This window comes from Pseudocitrobacter faecalis, from assembly GCF_965231525.1.
Taxonomy (GTDB): domain Bacteria; phylum Pseudomonadota; class Gammaproteobacteria; order Enterobacterales; family Enterobacteriaceae; genus Pseudocitrobacter; species Pseudocitrobacter faecalis.
Genome location: NZ_CBDDNJ010000002.1, coordinates 4448947 through 4473400 on the forward strand (window position 1 = coordinate 4448947; position 24454 = coordinate 4473400).

Below are 24454 nucleotides of genomic sequence, written 5' to 3' on the forward strand. Positions count from 1 at the left end.
ATTAATGCCCGTCAATAAACACAATCTTCAGCACGAACAGCAGCGCAACGATAATCACGCACGGGCTGAGATCGCGGAAACGGCCGGTACCGATTTTCATCACGCAGTAGGAAATAAAGCCCAGCGCAATACCTTCGGTAATGGAGAAGCTGAACGGCATCATCACGGCGGTGATGAACGCCGGTACAGATTCGGTCAGGTCTTCCCACTTCACGCGCGCCAGGCTTGAGGTCATCAGCACGCCAACGTAAATCAGCGCACCTGCAGCCGCATAGCCCGGTACCATTCCGGCCAGCGGAGACAAGAAGATAACCAGCAGGAACAGCAGACCCACAACGACCGCCGTCAGGCCGGTACGGCCACCGACGGAAACACCGGAAGAGGATTCGATATACGCGGTGACGGACGAGGTGCCAATAAAGGAACCGGCGACGGACGAGATGCTGTCCACATACAGCGCTTGTTTCATGCGCGGGAATTTGCCTTTTTCGTCGGTCAGCCCTGCTTTATCGGTCACGCCAATCAGCGTACCGGAGGAGTCGAACAGGTTCACCAGCATGAAGGAGAAAATCACGCCCGCCAGGCCCAGGTTAAACGAACCCGCCAGGTCAACGTGACCGACAACCGTCATGACGCTCGGCGGCGCAGAAACGATACCGTTGTAATGCACGTCGCCCAGCATCCAGCCCAGCAGCGTGGTTACGACGATGGAGACCAGTACGGCAGCATGAATGTTGCGCGATGCCAGGATGGCGATAATGAAGAAGCCCAGCACACCCAGCAGTACGCTGTGAGAGGTCAGGTTGCCAATCGCCACCAGCGTTTCGGAGTTCGCTACGATGACGCCCGCGTTTTTCAGGCCCATCATACCGATGAACAGACCGATACCGCTGGTGATACCCACGCGCAGGCTAACCGGGATATTGGCAATCATCCAGTAACGCACGCGGAAGATAGTCAGCAACAGCAGGCCGATTGCGCCCCAGAAGATTGCGCCCATGCCCACCTGCCACGGCAGGCCCATTGCCTGTACCACGACAAAGGCGAAGAAGGCGTTGAGGCCCATCGCAGGTGCCAGCGCCACCGGCAGGTTCGCGAAAACGCCCATCAGGATGCTGCCCAGCGCAGCAATCAGGCAGGTGGTGACAAACACCGCGCTGGTGTCCATGCCCGCCACGCCGAGAATTTGTGGGTTTACAAAAACGATGTAGACCATCGTCAGGAAAGTGGTGAAACCGGCAATCACTTCAGTACGTGCCGTTGTGCCGTGTTCGCGCAATTTGAACACGCGTTCCAGCATACCCTGACCGGAAGCCGGGGTAGTTTGTTGTTGGCTCATCATCTATTTCCGCAGAAAGGAAGGAAAATTCGTCGCTATCCTATACCAAAATGCGACAATAGGCGCGGTTGCGAGATACTTTTTTTCATCTGTTTTGCTTATACGGCAACGATTGCGTCTCTCAATTCAGCAGTACGAAAACGTTAAACTTGTTATTAAGGGAATGATATGTCCGGGATTGAAGCAGTATTTTTCGACTGTGACGGCACGCTGGTCGACAGCGAAGTGATTTGTTCTCGCGCGTATGTCCATATGTTCAAAGTGTTTGGCATTACGCTTGATCTCGAAGAGATCTTTAAACGTTTTAAAGGCGTGAAACTCTACGAGATCATCGACATCATTAACGCAGAGCACGGGGTGAATCTCGCCCGCGCAGATCTGGAACCGGTTTATCGCGCAGAGGTCGCACGCCTGTTCGACTCGGAACTTGAGATAATCGCCGGGGCAGATACGCTGCTGAATGCCATGAAAGTGCCGATGTGCGTGGTTTCTAACGGGCCGGTCAGCAAAATGCAGCACTCATTGGGCAAACTTCAGATGTTGCACCATTTCCCGGAAAAACTGTTCAGCGGCTACGACATCCAGCGCTGGAAGCCAGACCCGGCGCTGATGTTCCACGCGGCGAAGGCGATGAACGTCAACGTGGAGAACTGCATTCTGGTGGACGACTCTTCCGCTGGCGCGCAGTCGGGAATTGATGCGGGAATGGAGGTGTTCTACTTCTGCGCCGACCCGCATAACAAGCCGATTAACCACCCGAAAGTCACGACCTTTACCGATCTGGCACAGTTGCCAGCGCTGTGGAAGGCGCGCGGGTGGGATATCGTGAGGTGATGTTTCCCCTCACCCTAACCCTCTCCCTCAGGGAGAGGGAACCGATCGCGCGCTTTGCTGGTTACTCTTTCGGATCCTTCCCTGCCAGCAGCTTATCCAGTTCATTGCCGCCCACGTGACGGAAATCCTGCCCTTTCACGAAGTAGAAGATGTATTCGCAGATATTCTGGCAGCGGTCACCGATACGCTCGATAGAGCGCGCGCAGAACAGCGCCGTTAATACGCTCGGGATAGTGCGCGGATCTTCCATCATATACGTCATCAGTTGACGCACGATGCCTTCATATTCCTGATCGACTTTCTTATCTTCGCGGTAGATACGCACCGCTTCGTCGAGATCCATACGTGCGAAGGCATCCAGCACGTCATGCAGCATCTGTACCGTGTGGCGGCCCAGCGATTCCAGGCTCACCAGCAGCGGCTGGTGCTGAGAAGAGAACTTCTCCAGCGCCGTGCGGCAGATTTTATCCGCAACGTCACCTATACGCTCCAGCTCGGCGATAGTTTTGATAATCGCCATCACCAGGCGCAGGTCGCTCGCCGTCGGCTGGCGTTTGGCGATAATGCGCACGCACGCTTCATCGATAGCGACTTCCATCATATTGACCTGTTTGTCGCCTTCCACTACGCGTTTGGCCAGATCGCTGTCCTGATTGTGCATCGCGGTAATCGCGTCGGAGAGCTGCTGCTCGACCATGCCGCCCATGGTCATCACCTGGGTGCGGATACTTTCCAGTTCAGCGTTGAACTGGCCGGAAATGTGTTTATTAAGATTGAGGTTGTCCATGGTTAACTCCAAATCAACCGTAGCGGCCAGTAATGTAATCTTCAGTCTGTTTCTTCGCCGGGCGGGTGAACAGTGCATCCGTGTCGCTGAACTCAATCAGCTCGCCCAGGTACATAAACGCCGTGTGATCCGAGCAACGCGCAGCCTGCTGCATGTTGTGGGTCACGATAACGACGGTGTAATCCTGTTTCAGTTCGGTGATCAGCTCTTCAATACGCCCGGTGGAGATGGGGTCAAGCGCGGAGCACGGTTCATCAAGCAACAGCACTTCCGGGCGAATCGCGATGCCGCGCGCGATGCACAGACGCTGCTGCTGACCACCGGAGAGAGAGTACCCGCTCTGATGCAGTTTATCTTTGGTTTCGTTCCATAATGCGGCCTTGGTCAACGCCCACTGCACGCGCTCGTCCATGTCGGTGCGCGAGAGCTTTTCAAACAGACGCACACCAAAGGCGATGTTGTCATAAATTGACATCGGGAACGGCGTCGGTTTCTGAAACACCATGCCCACTTTCGCACGCAACAGCGCGATATCCTGGGTATTGGTCAGGATGTTGTCACCATCGAGCAGAATTTCCCCTTCCGCACGCTGCTCAGGGTAGAGCGCGAACATTTTGTTGAAGGTACGCAGCAGCGTGGATTTCCCGCAGCCGGACGGCCCGATAAATGCCGTTACCTGGTTTTTGGCGATATCCAGGTTAATGTTCTTCAGGGCATGGAATTTACCGTAGTAGAAGTTCAAATCACGAACCTGAATTTTACCCGGGGCAGTATTGACCATACTCATCTCACTCTTTTCCTCATCCGACGCGGCATCCGCCACGCCGCAAAAATTAACCGTGTTTCTTCTTCGCGAAAATCACGCGCGCCAGAATATTCAGTAGCAGTACGCACAGGGTAATAATCAGTACCCCGGCCCAGGCCAGTTGCTGCCACTCGGCAAACGGGCTCATCGCAAATTTAAATATGGTGACCGGAAGGTTGGCGATCGGCTGCATCATGTCGGTGCTCCAGAACTGATTCGAGAGCGCGGTAAACAGCAGCGGTGCGGTTTCGCCCGCGATACGAGCAATCGCCAGCAGGATACCGGTCATGATCCCCGAAACGGACGCCTTCAGCGTAATCGCCGAGATCATCTTCCATTTCGGCGTACCCAGCGCGTAAGCCGCTTCGCGCAGGCTATCGGGCACCAGTTTGAGCATGTTTTCGGTGGTACGAATAACGATTGGCACCTGCAACAGCGCCAGCGCAATCACCCCGGCCCAGCCGGAGAAATGCTGCATTTGCGCCACCACGATGGTATAGACGAACAGACCCACGACAATCGACGGTGCGGAAAGCAGGATATCGTTAATAAAACGAATCACTTCTGCGAGCCACGATTTACGGCCATATTCCGCGAGATAAATCCCCGCCATGATGCCGAGCGGCGTACCAAATACCGTCGCCCACAGGATCAGCAAACCACTGCCTGCCAGGGCGTTCGCCAGACCACCACCCGCCGTGTTTGGCGGCGGTGTCATTTCGGTGAACAGCGCCAGCGACATTCCGTCGATACCGCGAGTAATGGTGGACATCAGGATCCACACCAACCAGAACAGACCGAACGCCATCGTCGCCATGGAAAGCGTGAGTGCGATGCGGTTCTTCAGGCGGCGACGCGCCTGCATTTTGCGGCGAGATTCCGCCAGGGCCGCGGTGTTTTGCATATCGAGCGTAGCCATTAACGCGCCCCCTCGTTTTTCGCCAGACGCATCACCATGAATTTAGACGCCGCCAGCACGATAAAGGTAATCACAAACAGGATCAGACCCAGTTCCATCAGCGCCGCAACATGCAGCCCGGATTCCGCTTCCGCGAATTCGTTTGCCAGCGCCGAGGTGATACTGTTGCCCGGCATATACAGCGAGGCGCTGTCGAGCTGGTAAGTGTTACCGATGATAAAGGTCACCGCCATGGTTTCACCCAGCGCGCGGCCAAGGCCCAGCATGATGCCGCCGATGACGCCATTTTTGGTGAACGGAAGCACAATGCGCCAGATAACTTCCCAGGTGGTGCAGCCGATGCCGTAAGCGGATTCTTTCATCATTACCGGCGTTTGTTCGAACACATCGCGCATGACTGCCGCGATGTACGGGATGATCATGATGGCGAGGATCACGCCTGCCGCCAGAATCCCGATACCAAAGGCCGGGCCGGAGAACAGTGCACCCACAAACGGGATGTTGGAGAGAACGTTGCCAACCGGCTCCTGGAAGTACGTCGCGAACAGCGGGGCGAAGATAAACAGGCCCCACATGCCGTAAACGATACTCGGGATAGCCGCCAGCAGTTCAATGGCGATACCTAACGGGCGACGCAGCCAGTTGGGGGCCAGTTCCGTCAGGAACAGGGCGATGCCGAAACTCACCGGAACGGCGATCAGCAGCGCGATAATGGAGGTTACAAGGGTTCCGTAAATGGGAACCAGCGCACCGTAAATATCGTTCGGCGCATCCCACTCTTTGGTCCACAGGAATGAGAAGCCGAATTTTTCGATGCTCGGCCAGGAGGAGATGATCAGGGACACGATAATGCCGCCCAACATCAATAGCACAATCAGCGCTGCCAGTTTTACCAGCGCGCTGAAGATCATGTCACCCTTTTTACCCGGTGGGTTAAAAGCAGGCTTGGTTGCAGCCATAAATCACTCTTTCCGTTAAACGCGTTTTACGAAGTTGCCCGATAGCGTAAACGCTTATCGGGCCTACAGTGTGAACCGTAGGGCGGGTAAGCGCAGCGCCACCCGCCATTTTCGTCAATATTTCCCGTTAGTACAGCGCTTTACCGCTGCTGTCTTTCACGCTGGTCTTCCATGCGGCACGAACCTGCTCAACAACGCTATCCGGCAGTGAAGCGTAATCCAGGTCGTTAGCCTGTTTCGCGCCGTTTTTGTAAGCCCAGTCGAAGAACTTCAGCACTTCGACGCCCTGCTCAGGTTTTTTCTGCTCTTTGTGCACCAGGATGAAGGTGGTGGAGGTAATCGGCCACACATCGTCACCTTTCTGGTTCGTCAGATCCTGCGCGAAGGATTTGCTCCAGTCGACGCCTTTGGCAGCGTTAGAGAAACTCTCTTCGGTCGGGCTTACCGGTTTACCGTCAGCGGAAACAATTTTGGTGTAGGCCAGGTTATTCTGTTTCGCGTAAGCGTATTCAACATAACCAATCGCCCCCGGCAGACGCTGCACAAACGCTGCAATTCCGTCGTTGCCTTTACCGCCGAGGCCAGTCGGCCAGTTTACGGTAGAGCCTGCACCCACTTTGGATTTCCACTCTTCGTTCACTTTCGCCAGGTAACTGGTGAAGACGAAGGAAGTACCGGAACCATCCGCACGGCGTACCACAGCGATATTCTGCGATGGCAGTTTCACGCCCGGGTTCAGTTTGGTGATGGCTTCGTCATCCCACTTCTTGATTTTACCCAGGTAGATGTCACCCAGGGTTTTACCGTCCAGCACCAGTTCGCCAGATTTCAGACCCGGAATGTTTACAGCCAGAACCACACCGCCGATAACGGTCGGGAACTGGAACAGGCCTTCCTGCGCCAGTTTTTCGTCAGACAGCGGAGCATCCGATGCGCCGAAATCCACGGTGTTAGCGGTAATTTGTTTTACGCCGCCAGAAGAACCGATGCCCTGGTAGTTCACCTTATTACCGGTCTCTTTCTGGTAGGTGTCAGCCCATTTGGCATACACCGGTGCCGGGAATGTTGCACCAGCGCCTGTCAGGCTTGCTGCTGCGAATACAGAGAAAGCACTCATCGATAAGGTCGCGGCGACAACAGTGGCGACGGTGGTACGCATAACTTTCATAATGTCTCCTGGAAGGATTCATAAAGCATTGTTTAATGGCTACGATGAGCAAAATAGGACAAACAGGTGACAGTTATATGTATGGAATATGACAGTTTTATGACAAGGAGGTGCTTATCGATAATATGGATATAAAAACCGTAAGTTTCAATAACTTATTCGTAGTTGCGAATTTCTGATTTCAGCAATATTTTCTTTTTATGACATCAGAAACCATAGCTGAAAATGACAGATTGTCATAAATCTCAGGCGGGGATTGGCGTAAAAAAAACTCCACCCGAAGGTGGAGTCTGGTGCGATTACTCTACAGTGACCGATTTCGCCAGGTTACGCGGCTGGTCAACGTCGGTGCCTTTGATCAGCGCGACGTGGTACGCCAGCAACTGCAGCGGCACGGTGTAGAAGATTGGCGCAATCACCTCTTCAACGTGCGGCATCTCGATGATGTGCATATTGTCGCTGTTGGTGAAGGCGGCATCCTGGTCGGCGAAGACATACAGCTGGCCGCCGCGCGCGCGAACTTCTTCAATGTTGGATTTCAGTTTTTCCAGCAGTTCGTTGTTCGGTGCAACCACGATAACCGGCATATCCGCGTCAATCAGCGCCAGCGGGCCGTGTTTCAGCTCGCCTGCAGCGTAAGCTTCTGCGTGAATGTAGGAGATCTCTTTCAGCTTCAGCGCGCCTTCCAGCGCGATCGGATACTGATCGCCACGACCGAGGAACAATGCGTGATGCTTGTCAGAGAAATCTTCTGCCAGCGCTTCAATGCGTTTATCCTGCGACAGCATCTGCTCGATACGGCTCGGCAGCGCCTGCAGGCCATGAACGATGTCGTGCTCGATAGAGGCATCCAGACCTTTCAGGTTTGCCAGTTTTGCCACCAGCATCAGCAGAACGGTCAACTGCGTCGTGAACGCTTTGGTGGACGCTACACCGATTTCAGTCCCCGCATTGGTCATCATCGACAGATCGGATTCACGTACCAGCGAAGAGCCCGGTACGTTACAGATTGCCAGAGAACCGAGGTAACCCAGCTCTTTCGACAGACGCAGGCCCGCGAGGGTATCTGCCGTTTCGCCAGACTGAGACAGGGTGATCATCAGGCTGTTACGACGCACCGCGGATTTGCGATAGCGGAATTCAGAGGCGATTTCCACGTCACACGGTACGCCCGCCAGCGATTCAAACCAGTAGCGAGAAACCATACCGGAGTTGTAGGACGTCCCGCAGGCGATGATCTGGATATGCTCGACTTTCGACAGCAGTTCGTCGGCGTTCGGGCCCAGTTCGCTTAAATCCACCTGGCCATGGCTGATACGACCGGTCAGAGTGTTTTTGATGGCGTTCGGCTGCTCGTAAATCTCTTTCTGCATGTAGTGGCGGTAAATACCTTTATCGCCTGCGTCATACTGGAGATTGGATTCAATATCCTGACGTTTTACTTCTGCGCCAGATTTATCAAACACGGTTACCGCGCGGCGGGTCACTTCCGCGATATCGCCCTCTTCGAGGAAGATAAAGCGACGAGTAACCGGCAGCAGCGCCAGCTGGTCAGAGGCGATAAAGTTTTCACCCATGCCAAGGCCGATAACCAGCGGGCTACCCGAACGCGCGGCCAGCAGGGTTTCCGGATTGCGGGTATCCATAATGACGGTGCCATACGCGCCACGCAGTTGTGGGATCGCGCGCAGCACAGCTTCACGCAGTGTGCCGCCCTGTTCCATTTCCCAGTGCACCAGGTGGGCGATCACTTCGGTATCCGTTTCGGACACGAAGGTATAGCCACGGCCCTGCAACATTTCGCGCAGCGGTTCGTGGTTTTCGATGATGCCGTTATGCACCACCACAATGTGTTCAGAAACATGCGGATGCGCGTTGGTTTCTGAGGGTTCGCCGTGCGTTGCCCAACGGGTGTGAGCAATACCGGTGCCGCCGTGAAGCGGGTGTTCTTCCGCCGCCTGAGAGAGCATCTGGACTTTACCCAGACGACGCAGACGGGTCATATTGCCCTTTTCATCAACGACCGCCAGACCCGCGGAGTCATAACCACGGTATTCCAGACGACGTAAACCTTCGAGAAGGATCTCAGCTACATCACGTTGCGCGACTGCGCCTACAATTCCACACATAGTTTTTTAATTCCGATTTTGGCGATATGCCAGTCGTTGTCGGTCAACCTGTATGCCCGTATTTTCGGGCGCCCCGAGCCTTTGTAGAGAGTGGGGTTATTTTTATAGATACAGCAATTTGAGCGGAGGATTATTTTATCCCCTCATCTCCTGTCTGCCTGATGGCGGCTTCGCCTTATCAGGCCTACAAATTGGATAAATACCTTTTGGGGCGGGGTTATCCCGCCACGAAATTTACTTCTTCTTCACCGGACGCTGCCAGCCCTGTTTATGGACTTGCGGTACACGGCTTAAAACCAGTTCGTTATCAGCAACATTGCGCGTGACAGTGGTACCGGCGGCGATAGTGACACCATTACCCACGGTCACCGGCGCCACCAGCTGTGTGTCGGAACCCACAAACACATCATTCCCGATGATAGTTTTGAATTTGTTCGCACCATCGTAGTTACAGGTGATGGTGCCTGCGCCGATATTCACGTTGTCGCCAATTTCCGCATCGCCCAGGTAGGTCAGATGACCGGCTTTCGAGCCTTTACCCAGACGCGCTTTTTTCATTTCAACGAAGTTACCGACGTGCGCGCCTTCCAGCAGTTCCGCGCCAGGACGCAGACGGGCGAATGGGCCGATAGTGCAGGCAGCGTCAAGACGCGCATCTTCCACCACACTGTACGGGCTGATTTCACAATCATCGCCAATCACCGCGTTTTTAATCACGCAGCCCGCGCCAATTTTCACGCGGTTGCCCAGCGTAACGTCGCCTTCCAGAATAACGTTAGCGTCAATTTCCACATCGCGCCCATGAGACAGGGAGCCACGGAGATCAAAACGCGCCGGATCGCGCAGCATTACGCCCGCCAGCAGCAGTTTTTCAGCCTGCTCAGACTGGTAAACGCGTTCAAGGCGCGAGAGTTGCAGGCGGTTGTTGACGCCTTCTACTTCGCTCAGGCGGTCAGGATGCACTGCGGCAATTTCACGCCCTTCCTGGTACGCCATCGCGATAATGTCAGTGATATAGAACTCACCCTGCGCATTGTTGTTATTCAGCTTCGACAGCCAACGCTTCATATCCGCACCGCTGGCAATCAGAATGCCGGTGTTAATTTCCTGAATCTGACGCTGTTCATCGCTGGCATCTTTATGCTCAACAATGCCGGTCACTTTGCCGTTTTCGCGGGTGATGCGGCCATAGCCGGTAGGATCGTCGAGCTTGACGGTCAGCAGGCCAATGCCGCCCTGCGGTTTCGCATCACGCAGGCGTTGCAGCGTCTCGACGGAGATCAGCGGCACATCGCCATACAGCATCATGATGTCTTCATCATCAGCAAAGAACGGCGCGGCCTGCTGCATGGCATGACCCGTACCGAGTTGCTCAGCCTGAAGTACCCAGTTCAGATTGCCGTCGGTGAGCGTCTTTTTGAGCAGTTCGCCGCCGTGGCCATACACCAGATGAACCTGCGCTGCGCCTAATTTATTGGCAGCATCAATGACGTGTTGCACCATTGGCTTTCCTGCCAGGGTGTGCAGCACTTTTGGAAGTTCGGAATACATGCGGGTGCCTTTGCCAGCGGCAAGGATCACGACGCTCATTGTACTGTTAGACATATGCATCCTGTCTGTAAATTAAGTAGGAAGTAAACCCCATTTCACCTTGAAATTTCTACATATTTTTCATCATGAAATGGTCTGCTGTTAAAACGGTCAACCGTCTGTTGTTACGCGCCTTTCCAGGCCCATTTTCGACCATCATAAAACGTTTTGTCTTGTAAAAGTTTAGCCAGAACGCCGAATTACGCGCTATGCCCCTGCTTAGTCTCTTCTTTTGCCTCCTGAATAAAGATTAATTAGAAATAAAACAGCGTTTTATTTGAGCGATTTTGTGACGCATAAAAAAGAAACAGTATTTCATTTTTATGATAATCGCAGCGGGAAACCATTCAGGAACATAATATGAAAAACAAATTACCTCTGGCTTTAACCCTGTGCAGCGCCGTTATCACCCTACCGGCACTGGCCGCAGATGCACCAATCTGGAAAGCGATTGCCTTTGGGCAATCGACCGATGTTAATTTCTCTTCTAACGTTCTGCCGGAAAAGGTTGGCGTAAACAACGTCACCATCGCGGGGAAAACGCTCAGTCCTGACAGCACGGCGGATTTGAGCAAACCGGTAACAATCGAAAGCCGTGGCGGCAAGATTGCTAACTCTCATGATGGTCTGACGTTCTTCTACACCCAACTTCCCACAGATGAAAACTTTGTGCTGAAAGCCACAGTGACCGTCGATCAGTTTGGCCCGGAAAACGGTGCCAAACCGGCGGCGCAGGAGGGCGCGGGGTTACTCGTGCGCGATGTGATTGGTACTCCGCGCCAGGAGCCGCTGAAAGAGGGCTACGAGGAGTTCCCGGCTGCGGCCAACATGGTGATGAATGCCATCATGACGCAGGACAAAAAAGATGCTCACCGCGTGAAACTACAAGCTATCGCACGCGAAGGCATCACCCAACCCTGGGGAAATGCCGGGTCAGCGATAAATAAGGTGAGCTATAAAGAAGAAGTTGATCTGCAAAAGACGCCGACCTTCCGCCTCAAGCTTGAGCGTACCAACGACGGTTTCATTACCGCCTGGGCGCCTGCGGGTAGCGAAGAATGGGTCAGCGAAAAACTACCGCGCGCCGATCTTATTTCGGTACAGGATAAGCAACATTATTACGTCGGCTTCTTTGCCTCACGCAATGCGAAAATCACCATCAGCGATGCTTCTCTTGTCACCTCTCCCGCGCAAACCGTAGCATCGGCACCTTTTGTGGCGAAAAACTGGCCGCCGGTGATGCAGATTGCTTCCGCTGATAAAAGCCTGAGCAAAGATTACACCCTACAGGCGCGCGCCAACGGTGACGGAAACTTTACCGTGCGCCATAACGAAGTGGTGATCGGGCTTGATAAAGCGGTGAAGGCCGGCGAGATGTTTACCCTGCCTGTTCACCTTCAGGAGAACAATAATTTTCAGATTAGCTGGACGCCCACAAACGGCAAGCCGGTAACCCAGAGCATGGACGTACAACTCATCACGACAATCACGGGCAACACGTTGTATGTCGCGCCAGACGGAAAAGCAGAGGGGAAAGGTACGCAAGCCTCGCCGTTGGATCTCAATACGGCCATTAGTCTGCTGCCGCCTGGCGGAAAAATGATACTCGCGGCAGGAAGCTATCCCAAAACGGATATTCCGCTCAGCGCCAGCGGCCTGAAAGATAAGCCGAAAACGCTGACAACCAGCGGTAAAGCGGTGATCCACGGTATGCTGCTGGACGCGAACTACTGGCATCTCAACGGTATCGATATTACCGATAAGAGTTTGCGTATTCAGGGTAGCCATAATCTGATTGAGAACGTAGTGGCCTATCACAACGACGATACCGGGATTCAGATCTCCTCGCCGGATAAACTGGGTCGCCCACTGTGGGCCAGCTACAACCGGGTGGTGAATTCGGAATCATTCAGCAATGAAGATCCTGGCAAGATCAATGCCGATGGTTTTGCAGTGAAGATGCGCGTGGGGGAAGGCAACCGGCTGGAGGGATGCTATTCACACGACAACATTGATGACGGCTACGATCTGTTCAACAAAATCGAAGATGGTGCCAACGGCGTGGTGGTGATTGAAAATTCCATCGCCCGTAATAACACCAGTAACGGCTTTAAACTGGGTGGTGAAGGGCAGCCGGTCGCACACGAGATCCGCAACAGCATTGCGATTGGCAACCACCTTGATGGTTTCACCGATAACTTTAACCCGGGCAAGCTGGTGGTGGTGAACAACGTTGCCGTCGACAATCAGCGTTTCAACTTCATCTTCCGCCCGAGCCCCTACGGCGATGCGTCAACGCAAGGTATCTTCACTGACAACCTTTCGCTGCGTACGACGCCCGGAAAATATGATGATGCGGTGGTGGGGAATATGGATGCCAGTAACATCTTTATCACTGATGGGAAAAGCGTCAACAGCAACGAGTATCTCTCGCTGGATCTGCCGCAGCCGCTGGAGCGCAACGCGGACGGCAGCTTTAAGACCGGGGATTTCCTGACTAAAAACTAAGGCAGTGCATAAACAAAAAGGTCGCCATCGGGCGACCTTTTTCGTTTGGTTCTCGTTCACACCGCATGTGTTGTGGTTTTAGTTAGCGGTACAGCGCGAAACGAAACACAGCAAACACGTTTTTCAGACTTCCAACCTTAGTGGTTGATAGTACCGAAAGAGACATTCATAGAGCTGAAAAGAGCGATGATTTTGTTGATCAGTTTCATGATAGCACCTTTGTAGAAAGATATTTTTTGTGACTCAACTCACAAAAATAAGTCTACGCTTCATTTTTTAATCGATCAACATTTTTGTGATGCTCATCACAAAATATCAAAACCGCTTTTCAGTTTCAGGCAAATTAAAACAGCGCGGTAAAACCTGCATAAGCAAGATTCACCGCACAAACTCAGTTACGCGACATAAACAGACGCAGCACATACCAGAACATTGTGGCGATGGACGCAAACAGGTGTAGCGCCGCGCCTGCAGGACGATTGGTTGGATAGTGATGAATAATGTTAGAAGTGTTATAGAGAATAAACCCTGCACATAACAGTACCATCCCGGCACTGAACCAAATCCCGAGCGAAAAACCGAGCATCACGCTCGCTACAATAGCGCCGAGGGCGATAAAGCCAGCCATATTTAAAAATGAACGCAAAAACGAAAAGTCTTTACGCGTGGTGAACGCGGTAAACGTCAGGCCGCATACCAGCAGCACTGTGGTAATCGCCGCGGCAGGGATGATGTCCGGGTTAACGAATCTTGCAACAGTGAGCAACGGCGCGAAGATTAACGCTTCGGCGAGTACGTAAATTCCAAGGCCAATCTGCTGGGTATTTTCGGATTCTACATTATCGGCGAGACGTGTCGCCAGCATGCCCACTAGCATAAAAGCGCCCAGTACAACCAGCCAACCGTAGCGACCGCCCGCCGCCAGTTTTGCCAGCATCATCTCGCCCACGCCCTGGTTCATAAATACCGCGCTCAGCAAAATAAAGCCCAGCACTGAAATGGCAAGGTGAATATAGGTTTGGCGTATAAACGTGGCGCGATCGGCCTGGTGAGCAGATTGCGGGCCTTCAAATAAAGGTTTAAATGACATGCTAATGATCCCTCATATAGTTACAGCTGTAATAGTTACATGATGGACAAAATAGCACTGCGTCAACTGAGAGACAATCTGCGTGAAGGGTATTGGCTAACTTTTTGAATATTAATAAATATTTTGTATGTGACAGATACAAATCATAAAAAAAGCCAGCCTGGAAACCAGACTGGCTTTTTGACTTTTCAAGCCGGTGTTACATCGCTTTTTTGGTCAGCTCGATAACGCGCAGCTGCGCGATCGCTTTGGCCAGTTCCGCAGACGCCTGAGCGTAATCCACGTCGCCGTGAGAGCTCTTGATGTGCTCTTCCGCTTTGCGTTTCGCTTCCAGGGCTCGCGCTTCGTCGAGATCCTGGCCACGAATGGCGGTATCAGCCAGAACGGTCGTACTACCTGGCTGCACTTCAAGAATGCCGCCAGACAGGTAGATAAACTCTTCATGACCGTGCTGTTTCACGATGCGGATCATACCAGGCTTAATGGCGGTGAGCAGCGGGGCGTGACCCGGGTAAATACCCAGTTCACCTTCGCTACCCGTTACCTGGATTTTCTCGACCAGACCAGAGAACATTTGTTGCTCTGCGCTGACGACGTCCAGGTGGTAAGTCATTGCCATATCACCCTCCGATTAAGGCGTTAAAGTTTTTTGGCTTTTTCCACGGCTTCGTCGATGGAACCGACCATGTAGAACGCCTGCTCTGGCAGGTGATCGTATTCGCCGTCCATGATGCCTTTAAAGCCACGGATGGTGTCTTTCAGGGAAACGTATTTACCCGGAGAACCGGTGAATACTTCCGCTACGAAGAACGGCTGGGACAGGAAGCGCTGAATTTTACGTGCGCGTGCTACCACCAGTTTATCTTCTTCAGACAGTTCATCCATACCCAGGATGGCGATGATGTCTTTCAGTTCCTGATAACGCTGCAGGATGGACTGAACGCCACGCGCAGTGTCATAGTGTTCCTGACCAACAACCAGCGGATCCAGCTGACGGCTGGTGGAGTCCAGCGGGTCAACGGCCGGGTAGATACCCAGAGACGCGATCTGACGGCTCAGTACCACGGTTGCGTCTAAGTGCGCAAAGGTGGTTGCTGGGGATGGGTCAGTCAAGTCATCCGCAGGTACGTATACCGCCTGTACGGAGGTGATAGAACCGGTTTTGGTGGAGGTGATACGTTCCTGAAGAACACCCATCTCTTCCGCCAGAGTCGGCTGATAACCTACCGCTGAAGGCATACGACCCAGCAGTGCGGATACTTCCGTACCGGCCAGGGTATAACGATAGATGTTATCGACGAACAGCAGTACGTCACGGCCTTCGTCACGGAATTTCTCAGCCATGGTCAGGCCGGTCAGTGCAACGCGCAGACGGTTTCCCGGCGGCTCGTTCATCTGGCCATACACCAGGGATACTTTATCGATAACGTTGGATTCGGTCATTTCGTGGTAGAAGTCGTTACCCTCACGAGTACGTTCACCTACGCCCGCAAACACAGAGTAACCGGAGTGCTCGATCGCGATGTTACGAATGAGCTCCATCATGTTTACAGTTTTACCTACACCCGCACCACCGAACAGACCGACTTTACCGCCCTTAGCGAACGGACACATCAGGTCGATTACTTTGATACCGGTTTCCAGCAGTTCCTGAGAGTTTGACAGCTCTTCATAGGACGGTGCTGCGCGGTGGATAGCCCAACGCTCTTCTTCACCGATGTCGCCTTTCATGTCGACCGGTTGACCCAGTACGTTCATGATACGACCCAGTGTTGCTTTACCTACCGGGACTTCGATCGGGTGCTCGAGGTCTTTTACATCCAGACCACGGCGCAGGCCGTCAGAAGAACCCATTGCGATGGTACGCACGATACCGCCGCCGAGCTGCTGCTGAACTTCCAGCACCAGCACTTCATTACCATTCTGTACCTCAAGAGCTTCGTACACGCGCGGTACGGCATCCTGAGGGAATTCGACGTCAACTACGGCGCCGATTACCTGGACAATTTTTCCAGTAGCCATCTTGAATCCTCTACGAATTAACCTGGTTATACCGCGGATGCACCACCGACAATCTCGGTGAGTTCCTGAGTAATGCTGGCCTGACGAGCTTTGTTGTATACCAACTGCAGCTCTTTGATCAGGCTGCCGCCATTGTCGGTCGCGGCTTTCATCGCCACCATACGTGCGGCCTGCTCGCTGGCCAGGTTTTCTACAACACCTTGATAAACCTGAGACTCTACGTAGCGGCGCAGGAGAGTATCCAGCAGCGCTTTCGGATCGGGTTCATACAGGTAATCCCAGGATTTACGCTTCAGATCCTCATCTTCTGACGCAGGCAGCGGCAGCAGCTGAGTGATGGTAGGAACCTGAGACATGGTGTTGATAAATTTGTTGTTTACAATATAAAGCTTGTCCAGACGGCCTTCATCGTAAGCCTGCAACATCACTTTTACCGGGCCGATCAGTTCGGACAGGGAAGGGTTATCCCCCATGCCAGTGACCTGCGCGACGATGTTGCCGCCAACGGAATTGAAGAAAGAGACGCCTTTAGAGCCGATCATTGCGATATCGCACTGAACGCCTTTATCAGACCAACCTTTCATTTCCGCCAGAATTTTTTTGAACAGGTTAATGTTCAAGCCACCACACAGACCACGGTCTGTCGACACCACCAGGTAGCCCACGCGTTTAACGTCGCGTTCTTCCAGGTACGGGTGCTTATATTCCAGATTACCGTTTGCAAGGTGACCAATCACTTTGCGCATGGTTTCTGCATAAGGACGGCTGGCCGCCATACGTTCCTGCGATTTACGCATTTTGGAAGCGGCGACCATTTCCATCGCTTTAGTGATCTTCTGCGTGTTCTGGACGCTTGCGATCTTACTACGTATCTCTTTTGCGCCGGCCATGAGCTTCTCCTCAATGCCTTGCGGCCTGCCTTAAGGCAGGCCACCAGACGTTACCAGGATTGGGTTGCTTTGAAGGAATCGAGGATGCCTTTCAGCTTGCCTTCGATTTCGTCGTTATAGCCACCGGACTGGTTGATCTCTTGCATCAGTGGAGCGTGATCACGGTCGACGTAAGCCAGCAGAGCGGCTTCGAAGCTACCGATTTTCGACAATTCAACATCTGCCAGGTAACCACGTTCTGCTGCGAACAGAACCAGAGACTGCTGCGCAACAGACATCGGCGCATACTGTTTCTGTTTCAGCAGTTCGGTCACTTTCTGACCGTGGTCAAGCTGCTTACGGGTTGCATCGTCAAGGTCGGATGCAAACTGAGAGAACGCCGCCAGTTCACGATACTGCGCCAGTGCGGTACGGATACCACCGGACAGTTTTTTCATGATCTTGGTCTGCGCTGCACCACCTACACGGGATACGGAGATACCCGGGTTAACCGCAGGACGAATACCGGCGTTAAACAGGTTGGTTTCCAGGAAGATCTGACCATCGGTAATGGAAATTACGTTGGTCGGAACGAACGCAGAAACGTCACCCGCCTGGGTTTCGATAATCGGCAGAGCGGTCAGAGAACCGGTTTTCCCTTTCACTTCACCTTTGGTGAAGGCTTCAACGTATTCGGCGTTAACACGCGCAGCACGCTCCAGCAGACGGGAGTGGAGATAGAATACGTCGCCCGGGAATGCTTCACGTCCTGGCGGACGACGGAGCAGCAGGGAGATCTGACGGTATGCGACAGCCTGTTTAGACAGGTCATCATAAATGATCAGCGCATCTTCACCACGGTCACGGAAGTATTCGCCCATTGCGCAACCGGCATACGGCGCCAGGTATTGCAGTGCAGCGGATTCAGACGCGGTTGCCACAACAACGATGGTGTTAGCCAGCGCGCCGTGTTCTTCCAGCTTACGTACCACGTTAGAAATGGTGGACGCTTTCTGGCCGATAGCCACGTAGACACATTTGATACCGGAATCACGCTGGTTGATGATGGCATCGATTGCCAGCGCAGTTTTACCGGTCTGACGGTCACCGATGATCAGTTCACGCTGACCACGACCGATTGGGATCATGGCATCAACGGACTTATAACCAGTCTGTACTGGCTGATCAACGGACTGACGTTCGATAACGCCCGGCGCGATAGCTTCAACAGCGGAGAAGCCGTCGTTATCCAGCGCACCTTTACCGTCGATTGGCGCACCCAGGGTGTTAACCACACGACCCAGCAGGCCACGGCCAACCGGAACTTCCAGGATACGACCAGTACACTTAACTTTCATGCCTTCGGCAAGGTCAGCATACGGACCCATAACCACTGCACCAACGGAGTCGCGCTCCAGGTTCAGTGCGATAGCGTAACGGTTACCCGGCAGGGAAATCATTTCACCCTGCATACAATCGGCCAGGCCGTGGATGCGGATAACACCGTCGCTTACAGAAACAATAGTACCTTCGTTGTGAGCTTCACTCACAACACTGAACTGAGCAATGCGCTGCTTGATCAGTTCGCTGATTTCGGTGGAATTCAGTTGCATGCTCCAGTCCCCTTAAGACTGCAAGACGTCTGCAAGGCGTTCAAGACGGCCGCGTACGCTACCATCAATGACCATATCACCCGAGCGGATGATAATGCCTGCCATTACAGACTTATCGATATTGCAATTCAGCTTCACTTTGCGTGACAGACGTTTTTCCATCGCTGTGCTGATTTTCGCAAGCTGTTCTTCACTCAGTGCTGTCGCTGAAGTCACTTCGACTTCGGCAACCGCCTCGCTGGCGGCACGTAAATGAATAAACTGCTCAAGAACATCCGGGAGCACACGCAGACGACCATTTTCAGCCATAACCTTAATCAGGTTCTGGCCGTTTTCGTCCAGTTGCTCACCACAGACGGCGATAAACGACTTAGCGAGCGTTTCCGGCGCCATCGCGCCAGACAGAAGCTCTGCCATTTGTTCGTTTTTCGTCACTTCAGCGGTAAACGCCAGCATGTCCTGCCAGCGCTCTACACTGTTGTGTTCGACGGCAAAGTCAAAAGCTGCTTTGGCGTAGGGGCGAGCTACAGTAACAAATTCAGACATCAGCCCCTCCCTCCTTACAGTTCAGCGACAAGTTTGTCCACGATGTCGCTGTTAGCAGCTTCATCCACGGAACGTTCGATGATCTTCTCGGCGCCAGCAACAGCCAGGATAGCAACTTGCTTACGCAGTTCTTCGCGAGCACGTTTACGCTCAGCGTCGATTTCCGCCTGAGCCTGCGCCACGATTTTAGTACGTTCCTGTTCTGCTTCAGCTTTCACTTCGTCCAGGATCTGGGCGCGACGTTTGTTCGCCTGCTCGATGATAACCTGGGCTTCCGCTTTCGCTTTTTTCAGCTGGTCGGTCGCGTTGGCCTGTGCAAGGTCCAAATCCTTTTTAGCTCGTTCAGCAGAAGCAAGACCGTCAGCAATCTCTTTTTGACGTTTTTCGATGGCTGCCATTAACGGCGGCCATACGTACTTCATGCAGAACAGAACAAACAGGACAAACGCGATGGCCTGGCCGAGGATTGTTGCGTTAAGATTCACAGCACAATGCCTCTTATCTAGTTAACGTTCTGATATTGCTTTCTAATTCAAGCAACGCTTACTACGCGACAGCAAACATCACGTACAGACCCAGACCTACAGCGATCATTGGGATAGCATCCACCAGACCCATAACGATAAAGAACTGAGTACGCAGCAGTGGAATCAGATCCGGTTGACGCGCTGCGCCTTCCAGGAATTTGCCCCCGAGGATGCCGATACCGATCGCAGCACCGATTGCCGCCAGACCCATCATCACAGCGGCAGCCATGTACAGCAGATCCATATTCAGGTTTTCCATGACAGTCTCCAGTTTGTTTCAGTTAAAACGTAGTAGTGTTGGTAAATTAATGCTCTTCAGACGCCATCGACAGATAGACGATCGTCAGAACCATGAAGATGAAGGCTTGCAGCGTAATGATCAGGATGTGGAAAATGGCCCACGGCACATTCAGAATCCACTGTGACCACCACGGCAACAGACCAGCAATCAGAATGAAAATCAGCTCACCGGCATACATGTTACCGAACAGTCGCAGACCGAGAGAAACCGGTTTGGACAGCAGGCTGACCCCTTCAAGGATTAAGTTGACAGGAATGAAAGCCCAGTGATTGAACGGCTGCAGCGTCAACTCTTTCGTGAAGCCGCCGATGCCTTTCATTTTGATGCTGTAGAACAGAATCAGGATGAACACGCCCAGTGCCATAGACAGGGTAATGTTCACATCCGCAGACGGCACCACGCGCAGCGCCGGCAGGCCCAGTATATGCTCAGCAATATACGGCAGCAGGTCGATAGGCAGAAGGTCCATCAGGTTCATCAGGAAGACCCAGACGAAAATCGTCAGAGCCAGAGGAGCGATGAGCTTGCTTTTGCCATGGTACATGTCTTTGACACTGCCATGAACGAAGCCGATTACCAGCTCAATCGCGGTCTGAAATTTGCCTGGTACGCCGCTGGTTGCTCGTTTAGCAACGCTACGGAACATAAGCAGGAACAACAGACCCAGCACCACCGAGAAGAACATGGAGTCAATATTGAGCGTCCAGAAGGTGGCTGGGGGGTTATGCGGATCTACCAGCGAGAATGTACGCAGGTCCAGCTGAAGGTTATTCAGGTGGTGACCTATGTAATCCTGCGGCGTCATATTTTCAGAAGCCATGATGCCTTTTACCCTTTGTTGTTAATTACAGCGGGTGCCAGTATCTGAACCACCAGCACCAAAATCCATGTCACGATTAGCGGTAAGAACACCGCCTTCAAAACCGCCAACGCCACGATCAGTAACACCAGCATCGCCAACACCTTGAACGCTTCGCCAAACGCGAACGTCCAGGCAACTCGGCCCTTAGCCGGTGTATGTACCTGGTGGCGCCAGGCAAAAATCATAAACAACATGTTAGGCAGGAATACTGCCATACCTCCGCACGCGGAGGAAATGCCCCAGAAGGGGTCTTTGAGGCTGAACAGCAGTCCACTTGCTATTACTGCCAGGAGCTGAATGAACAGAAGCTTACGAGCAACGTTACGACTCACGAGCGACAATGACATCACGTTATTACTCCTGCTCCCTTTGAGGTATGCCGCGTGTCGTATAAAACGTTCTTTAAGGCTCAGAGTCAAGCATCAAAAAGCGGTCAAATTATACGGTGACGCCTCGTGATTTCAAACAATAAGTAGCAAAAAGGTGAATAAATGTTTAAATATTTTTCCTCACCTCTATTTTCGCGATTTTTGTGAAAGTGTGAACGATCGAACAAAAGTGCAAATACCGCGAAAACACTGACTATAAAGCGTGCACTAGATCACATAATAAACATTTTTGATGATGCACTCATAAGATTAGCCTCAATTCATAACTTGCCAGCGTTTTGATCTTAAAGGCAATTAGAGACAACTCTTTTCAAAAATGACACACACACCTTAAAAACAGCTTATTGACATTTATAATAATAAATTAACATCAGCGTTTCATTCAGCAAATCGACTGCTAGGACCCTGATATTTTCCACGTTGACTATTTTATTGGTTAACAAAAAGAGCCACGTTAAATTTCAGATATCCCGCAGTTAAAATGTCGTTAAATGTAACTGAATGTTCCACCGCTTTTGTCGCTTCTTTTTAACAAAATCAGGGTCAGTTTTTTCCGACATTTTTTGATAAAAGTTAACTTTTGTTTGCTCTAATTGTCACCAGATGGCGTTCGCCTTCGAGGTGTGGAACGCGCAGTTCAACAATGTTTTCTACGGAAAATTCAGTCGGTAACTGACTGATCTCATCATCTGGCCTCTGCCCTTTCAGGGCGTAGAAGCGGCCATTCTCCGCTGGTAAGTGCTTACACCAGCTCACCATGTCTGTCAGTGACGCAAACGCACGGCTGATGACGCCATCAAACGGGGGCTCCGCAGGGAATTCTTCCACACGGCTTTGCACCGGCGTGATGTTCTCAAGCTTCAGCTCATGCTGCACCTGGCGCAGGAAACGTATGCGCTTACCCAGGCTGTCGAGCAATGTGAAATGCGATTCAGGGCGAACGATAGAGAGTGGGACGCCTGGCAACCCCGGGCCCGTTCCGACATCGATAAAACGTTGACCATGCAAATGCGGCGCAACCACGATGCTGTCCAGAATATGTCGAATTAACATCTCGTTAGGATCGCGTACGGACGTCAGGTTGTACGCTTTGTTCCATTTGTTCAGCATATCGACATAGGCCACCAGCTGACTTTTCTGGTGATCGGTGAGCGAAATACCTGCTTCATCCAGCAGACGAGAGAGTTTGTTAATCACGAAAGATACCTGTTGGGGATAATTTGCCGGATGTTGGCTTAACCTTATCCGGCTGACGAATTTGTAGGGCGGCAAGCAAAACGCCGTCGCCCAAAACCGTTATTACGCGCTGCGGCGCAGCATACCTTGTTTTTTCAGCCAAACCAGCAAAATTGAGATGGCGGCAGGGGTAATCCCGGAAATTCGTGACGCCTGACCAATTGAAACCGGTTTATGGTCGTTCAGTTTGGCGATCACTTCGTTGGAAAGACCGTTAACCTGACGGTAATCGAGCGTCGCAGGCAACAGCGTATTTTCGTTACGCTGCTGTTTTTCAATCTCATCCTGCTGACGCGCGATGTAACCTTCGTATTTCACCTGAATCTCAACCTGTTCAGCGGCCTGAGCATCGTCCAGCGCTGGCGCGAATGGTGTCAATGCAGTTAACTGTTCGTAGGTCATTTCCGGGCGACGGAGGAGATCTTCGCCGCTGGCTTCACGTGACAGAGGCGCACTCAGGTGAGTATTCACTTCGCCTGCAGACTCAGAGGATGGTGCAACCCAGGTCGTTTTCAGACGCTGCCGTTCACGCTCAATGTTCTCCAGCTTCTCGTTGAAGCGCGCCCAACGCACGTCATCCACCAGACCCAGTTCACGGCCAGCTTCGGTCAGACGCAGATCGGCATTGTCTTCGCGAAGCATCAGGCGATATTCCGCGCGAGAAGTGAACATACGGTACGGTTCTTTGGTACCCAGCGTGCAGAGATCGTCAACCAGTACGCCAAGGTAGGCTTGATCGCGACGCGGCGCCCAGCCCTCTTTCTCCGCAGAAAAACGGGCGGCGTTCAGACCGGCAAGCAGACCCTGTGCGGCGGCTTCTTCGTAACCGGTGGTGCCGTTGATCTGGCCGGCAAAGAACAGACCGTGGATAAATTTGCTTTCCAGCGTCGGTTTCAGGTCACGCGGATCGAAGAAGTCATATTCAATGGCATAACCCGGACGAACGATCTTCGCATTTTCCATCCCCTGCATTGAGCGGACGATTTGCATCTGCACATCAAACGGCAGGCTGGTGGAGATACCGTTCGGGTAAATTTCGTTGGAGGTCAGCCCTTCCGGCTCCAGGAAGATCTGGTGCTGATTTCGGTCGGCGAAGCGCATGACTTTGTCTTCGATAGACGGGCAGTAACGTGGGCCAATACCTTCAATCACGCCCGCATACATTGGGCTGCGATCGAGGTTATTGCGGATCACGTCGTGGGTTTTCTCGTTAGTGTGCGTGACATAGCACGGCACCTGGCGTGGATGCTGGGACGCATCGCCGAGGAACGAGAAGACCGGCATTGGATTGTCGCCATGCTGTTGTGCCAGCACGCTGAAGTCGATTGTGCGCGCGTCGATACGCGGCGGGGTGCCCGTTTTCAGACGGCTCACGCGCAGCGGCAGTTCACGCAGGCGACGCGAGAGCGGAATGGATGGCGGATCGCCGGCACGGCCACCGCTGTAGTTATCCAGCCCGATATGAATTTTGCCGTCGAGGAAAGTCCCGACAGTCAGCACAACCGCTTTGGCACGGAATTTCAGCCCCATCTGGGTAACTGCGCCGACCACGCGATCGTTTTCCACAATCAGATCTTCAACCGCCTGCTGGAAGATCATCAGGTTCGGTTGGTTCTCCAGCGCGGTACGTACGGCCTGGCGATAGAGCACGCGGTCTGCCTGAGCTCGGGTAGCGCGTACCGCCGGCCCTTTGCTCGCGTTTAGTATCCTAAACTGGATGCCTGCATGGTCGATCGCGGTGGCCATCAGGCCGCCCAGTGCATCCACTTCTTTTACCAGGTGTCCTTTCCCAATGCCGCCAATCGCCGGGTTGCAGCTCATTTGCCCCAGAGTGTCGATATTGTGTGTCAAAAGCAGGGTCTGCTGACCCATTCGCGCTGCGGCCATCGCGGCCTCAGTGCCTGCATGACCCCCGCCAATGATGATGACGTCAAAAGGATCCTGATAAAACATGGTGGTCT

General features: G+C 52.9%; 22 protein-coding genes. 2 read left to right on the forward strand and 20 right to left on the reverse strand.

Features of this window, described 5'->3' with window-relative positions:
- Position 1: 1 nt before the first annotated feature.
- Positions 2 to 1339 (reverse strand): adenine permease AdeP, encoded by a 1338-nt coding sequence (gene adeP, locus ACOXYR_RS21480; protein ID WP_108476253.1) that lies wholly within the window; start codon positions 1337 to 1339, stop codon positions 2 to 4.
- Between the two features lie 168 nt (positions 1340 to 1507).
- Here adeP and yieH point away from each other — a divergent pair, with 168 nt between their 5' ends.
- Positions 1508 to 2173, forward strand: coding sequence for a 6-phosphogluconate phosphatase (yieH, locus tag ACOXYR_RS21485; protein WP_113859114.1), 666 nt, complete (start codon positions 1508 to 1510; stop codon positions 2171 to 2173).
- A 61-nt stretch (positions 2174 to 2234) separates the two neighbouring features.
- On the opposite strand, the gene phoU is transcribed toward yieH, so the two are convergent.
- The 7 genes from phoU to glmU form a co-directional block, all read right to left on the reverse strand.
- Positions 2235 to 2960, reverse strand: a complete 726-nt coding sequence (phoU, locus tag ACOXYR_RS21490) for a phosphate signaling complex protein PhoU (protein ID WP_421356481.1) — start codon at positions 2958 to 2960, stop codon at positions 2235 to 2237.
- 13 nt (positions 2961 to 2973) lie between these two features.
- Positions 2974 to 3747 carry a phosphate ABC transporter ATP-binding protein PstB gene (pstB, locus tag ACOXYR_RS21495; RefSeq protein WP_015966605.1) on the reverse strand — a complete coding sequence of 258 codons (774 nt, stop codon included), beginning with the start codon at positions 3745 to 3747 and terminating at the stop codon, positions 2974 to 2976.
- A 46-nt stretch (positions 3748 to 3793) separates the two neighbouring features.
- Entirely contained in the window at positions 3794 to 4684 is an 891-nt protein-coding gene (pstA, locus tag ACOXYR_RS21500; RefSeq protein ID WP_108476250.1) for a phosphate ABC transporter permease PstA, read from the reverse strand.
- Entirely contained in the window at positions 4684 to 5643 is a 960-nt protein-coding gene (gene pstC / locus ACOXYR_RS21505) for a phosphate ABC transporter permease PstC (protein WP_108476249.1), read from the reverse strand. Before pstC ends, pstA begins: the two co-directional genes overlap by 1 nt.
- Positions 5644 to 5770: 127 nt before the next feature.
- Positions 5771 to 6811, reverse strand: a complete 1041-nt coding sequence (gene pstS / locus ACOXYR_RS21510; RefSeq protein WP_108476248.1) for a phosphate ABC transporter substrate-binding protein PstS — start codon at positions 6809 to 6811, stop codon at positions 5771 to 5773.
- Positions 6812 to 7110: 299 nt separating this feature from the next.
- Complete coding sequence (glmS, locus tag ACOXYR_RS21515; protein WP_108476247.1) at positions 7111 to 8940, reverse strand: glutamine--fructose-6-phosphate transaminase (isomerizing); 1830 nt, start codon at positions 8938 to 8940, stop codon at positions 7111 to 7113.
- Positions 8941 to 9174: 234 nt separating this feature from the next.
- Complete coding sequence (gene glmU, locus ACOXYR_RS21520; RefSeq protein ID WP_113859117.1) at positions 9175 to 10545, reverse strand: bifunctional UDP-N-acetylglucosamine diphosphorylase/glucosamine-1-phosphate N-acetyltransferase GlmU; 1371 nt, start codon at positions 10543 to 10545, stop codon at positions 9175 to 9177.
- A 345-nt stretch (positions 10546 to 10890) separates the two neighbouring features.
- On the opposite strand from glmU, the gene ACOXYR_RS21525 reads away from it, so the two are divergent.
- Positions 10891 to 13038 carry a right-handed parallel beta-helix repeat-containing protein gene (locus tag ACOXYR_RS21525; RefSeq protein ID WP_421356480.1) on the forward strand — a complete coding sequence of 716 codons (2148 nt, stop codon included), beginning with the start codon at positions 10891 to 10893 and terminating at the stop codon, positions 13036 to 13038.
- A gap of 391 nt (positions 13039 to 13429) precedes the next feature.
- Here the strand turns inward: ACOXYR_RS21525 and ACOXYR_RS21530 are convergent, their stop codons facing one another.
- From ACOXYR_RS21530 to mnmG, 12 genes are all read right to left on the reverse strand, one after another.
- Complete coding sequence (locus tag ACOXYR_RS21530; protein WP_421356479.1) at positions 13430 to 14128, reverse strand: Bax inhibitor-1/YccA family protein; 699 nt, start codon at positions 14126 to 14128, stop codon at positions 13430 to 13432.
- Between the two features lie 199 nt (positions 14129 to 14327).
- Positions 14328 to 14747: a F0F1 ATP synthase subunit epsilon gene (locus ACOXYR_RS21535; RefSeq protein ID WP_015966597.1), complete on the reverse strand. Its 420-nt coding sequence runs from the start codon at positions 14745 to 14747 to the stop codon at positions 14328 to 14330.
- A 20-nt stretch (positions 14748 to 14767) separates the two neighbouring features.
- A complete protein-coding gene (atpD, locus tag ACOXYR_RS21540) occupies positions 14768 to 16150 on the reverse strand; it encodes a F0F1 ATP synthase subunit beta (RefSeq protein ID WP_015966596.1) in 1383 nt (460 codons plus the stop codon).
- A gap of 26 nt (positions 16151 to 16176) precedes the next feature.
- Positions 16177 to 17040, reverse strand: a complete 864-nt coding sequence (gene atpG, locus ACOXYR_RS21545) for a F0F1 ATP synthase subunit gamma (protein WP_015966595.1) — start codon at positions 17038 to 17040, stop codon at positions 16177 to 16179.
- A 50-nt stretch (positions 17041 to 17090) separates the two neighbouring features.
- A complete protein-coding gene (gene atpA, locus ACOXYR_RS21550) occupies positions 17091 to 18632 on the reverse strand; it encodes a F0F1 ATP synthase subunit alpha (RefSeq protein WP_015966594.1) in 1542 nt (513 codons plus the stop codon).
- A 12-nt stretch (positions 18633 to 18644) separates the two neighbouring features.
- On the reverse strand, positions 18645 to 19178 hold the full coding sequence (gene atpH / locus ACOXYR_RS21555; RefSeq protein ID WP_108476243.1) for a F0F1 ATP synthase subunit delta: 534 nt from the start codon (positions 19176 to 19178) through the stop codon (positions 18645 to 18647).
- Between the two features lie 14 nt (positions 19179 to 19192).
- A complete protein-coding gene (gene atpF / locus ACOXYR_RS21560; RefSeq protein ID WP_015966592.1) occupies positions 19193 to 19663 on the reverse strand; it encodes a F0F1 ATP synthase subunit B in 471 nt (156 codons plus the stop codon).
- A 61-nt stretch (positions 19664 to 19724) separates the two neighbouring features.
- Positions 19725 to 19964, reverse strand: coding sequence for a F0F1 ATP synthase subunit C (gene atpE / locus ACOXYR_RS21565; protein ID WP_000429386.1), 240 nt, complete (start codon positions 19962 to 19964; stop codon positions 19725 to 19727).
- Positions 19965 to 20010: 46 nt separating this feature from the next.
- Positions 20011 to 20826, reverse strand: a complete 816-nt coding sequence (gene atpB / locus ACOXYR_RS21570) for a F0F1 ATP synthase subunit A (RefSeq protein WP_015966591.1) — start codon at positions 20824 to 20826, stop codon at positions 20011 to 20013.
- A gap of 8 nt (positions 20827 to 20834) precedes the next feature.
- Positions 20835 to 21215, reverse strand: coding sequence for a F0F1 ATP synthase subunit I (gene atpI, locus ACOXYR_RS21575; RefSeq protein ID WP_015966590.1), 381 nt, complete (start codon positions 21213 to 21215; stop codon positions 20835 to 20837).
- Positions 21216 to 21830: 615 nt separating this feature from the next.
- Positions 21831 to 22454, reverse strand: coding sequence for a 16S rRNA (guanine(527)-N(7))-methyltransferase RsmG (gene rsmG / locus ACOXYR_RS21580; protein ID WP_108476242.1), 624 nt, complete (start codon positions 22452 to 22454; stop codon positions 21831 to 21833).
- A gap of 102 nt (positions 22455 to 22556) precedes the next feature.
- Positions 22557 to 24446, reverse strand: coding sequence for a tRNA uridine-5-carboxymethylaminomethyl(34) synthesis enzyme MnmG (gene mnmG, locus ACOXYR_RS21585; protein WP_108476241.1), 1890 nt, complete (start codon positions 24444 to 24446; stop codon positions 22557 to 22559).
- Between the last annotated feature and the right edge of the window lie 8 nt (positions 24447 to 24454).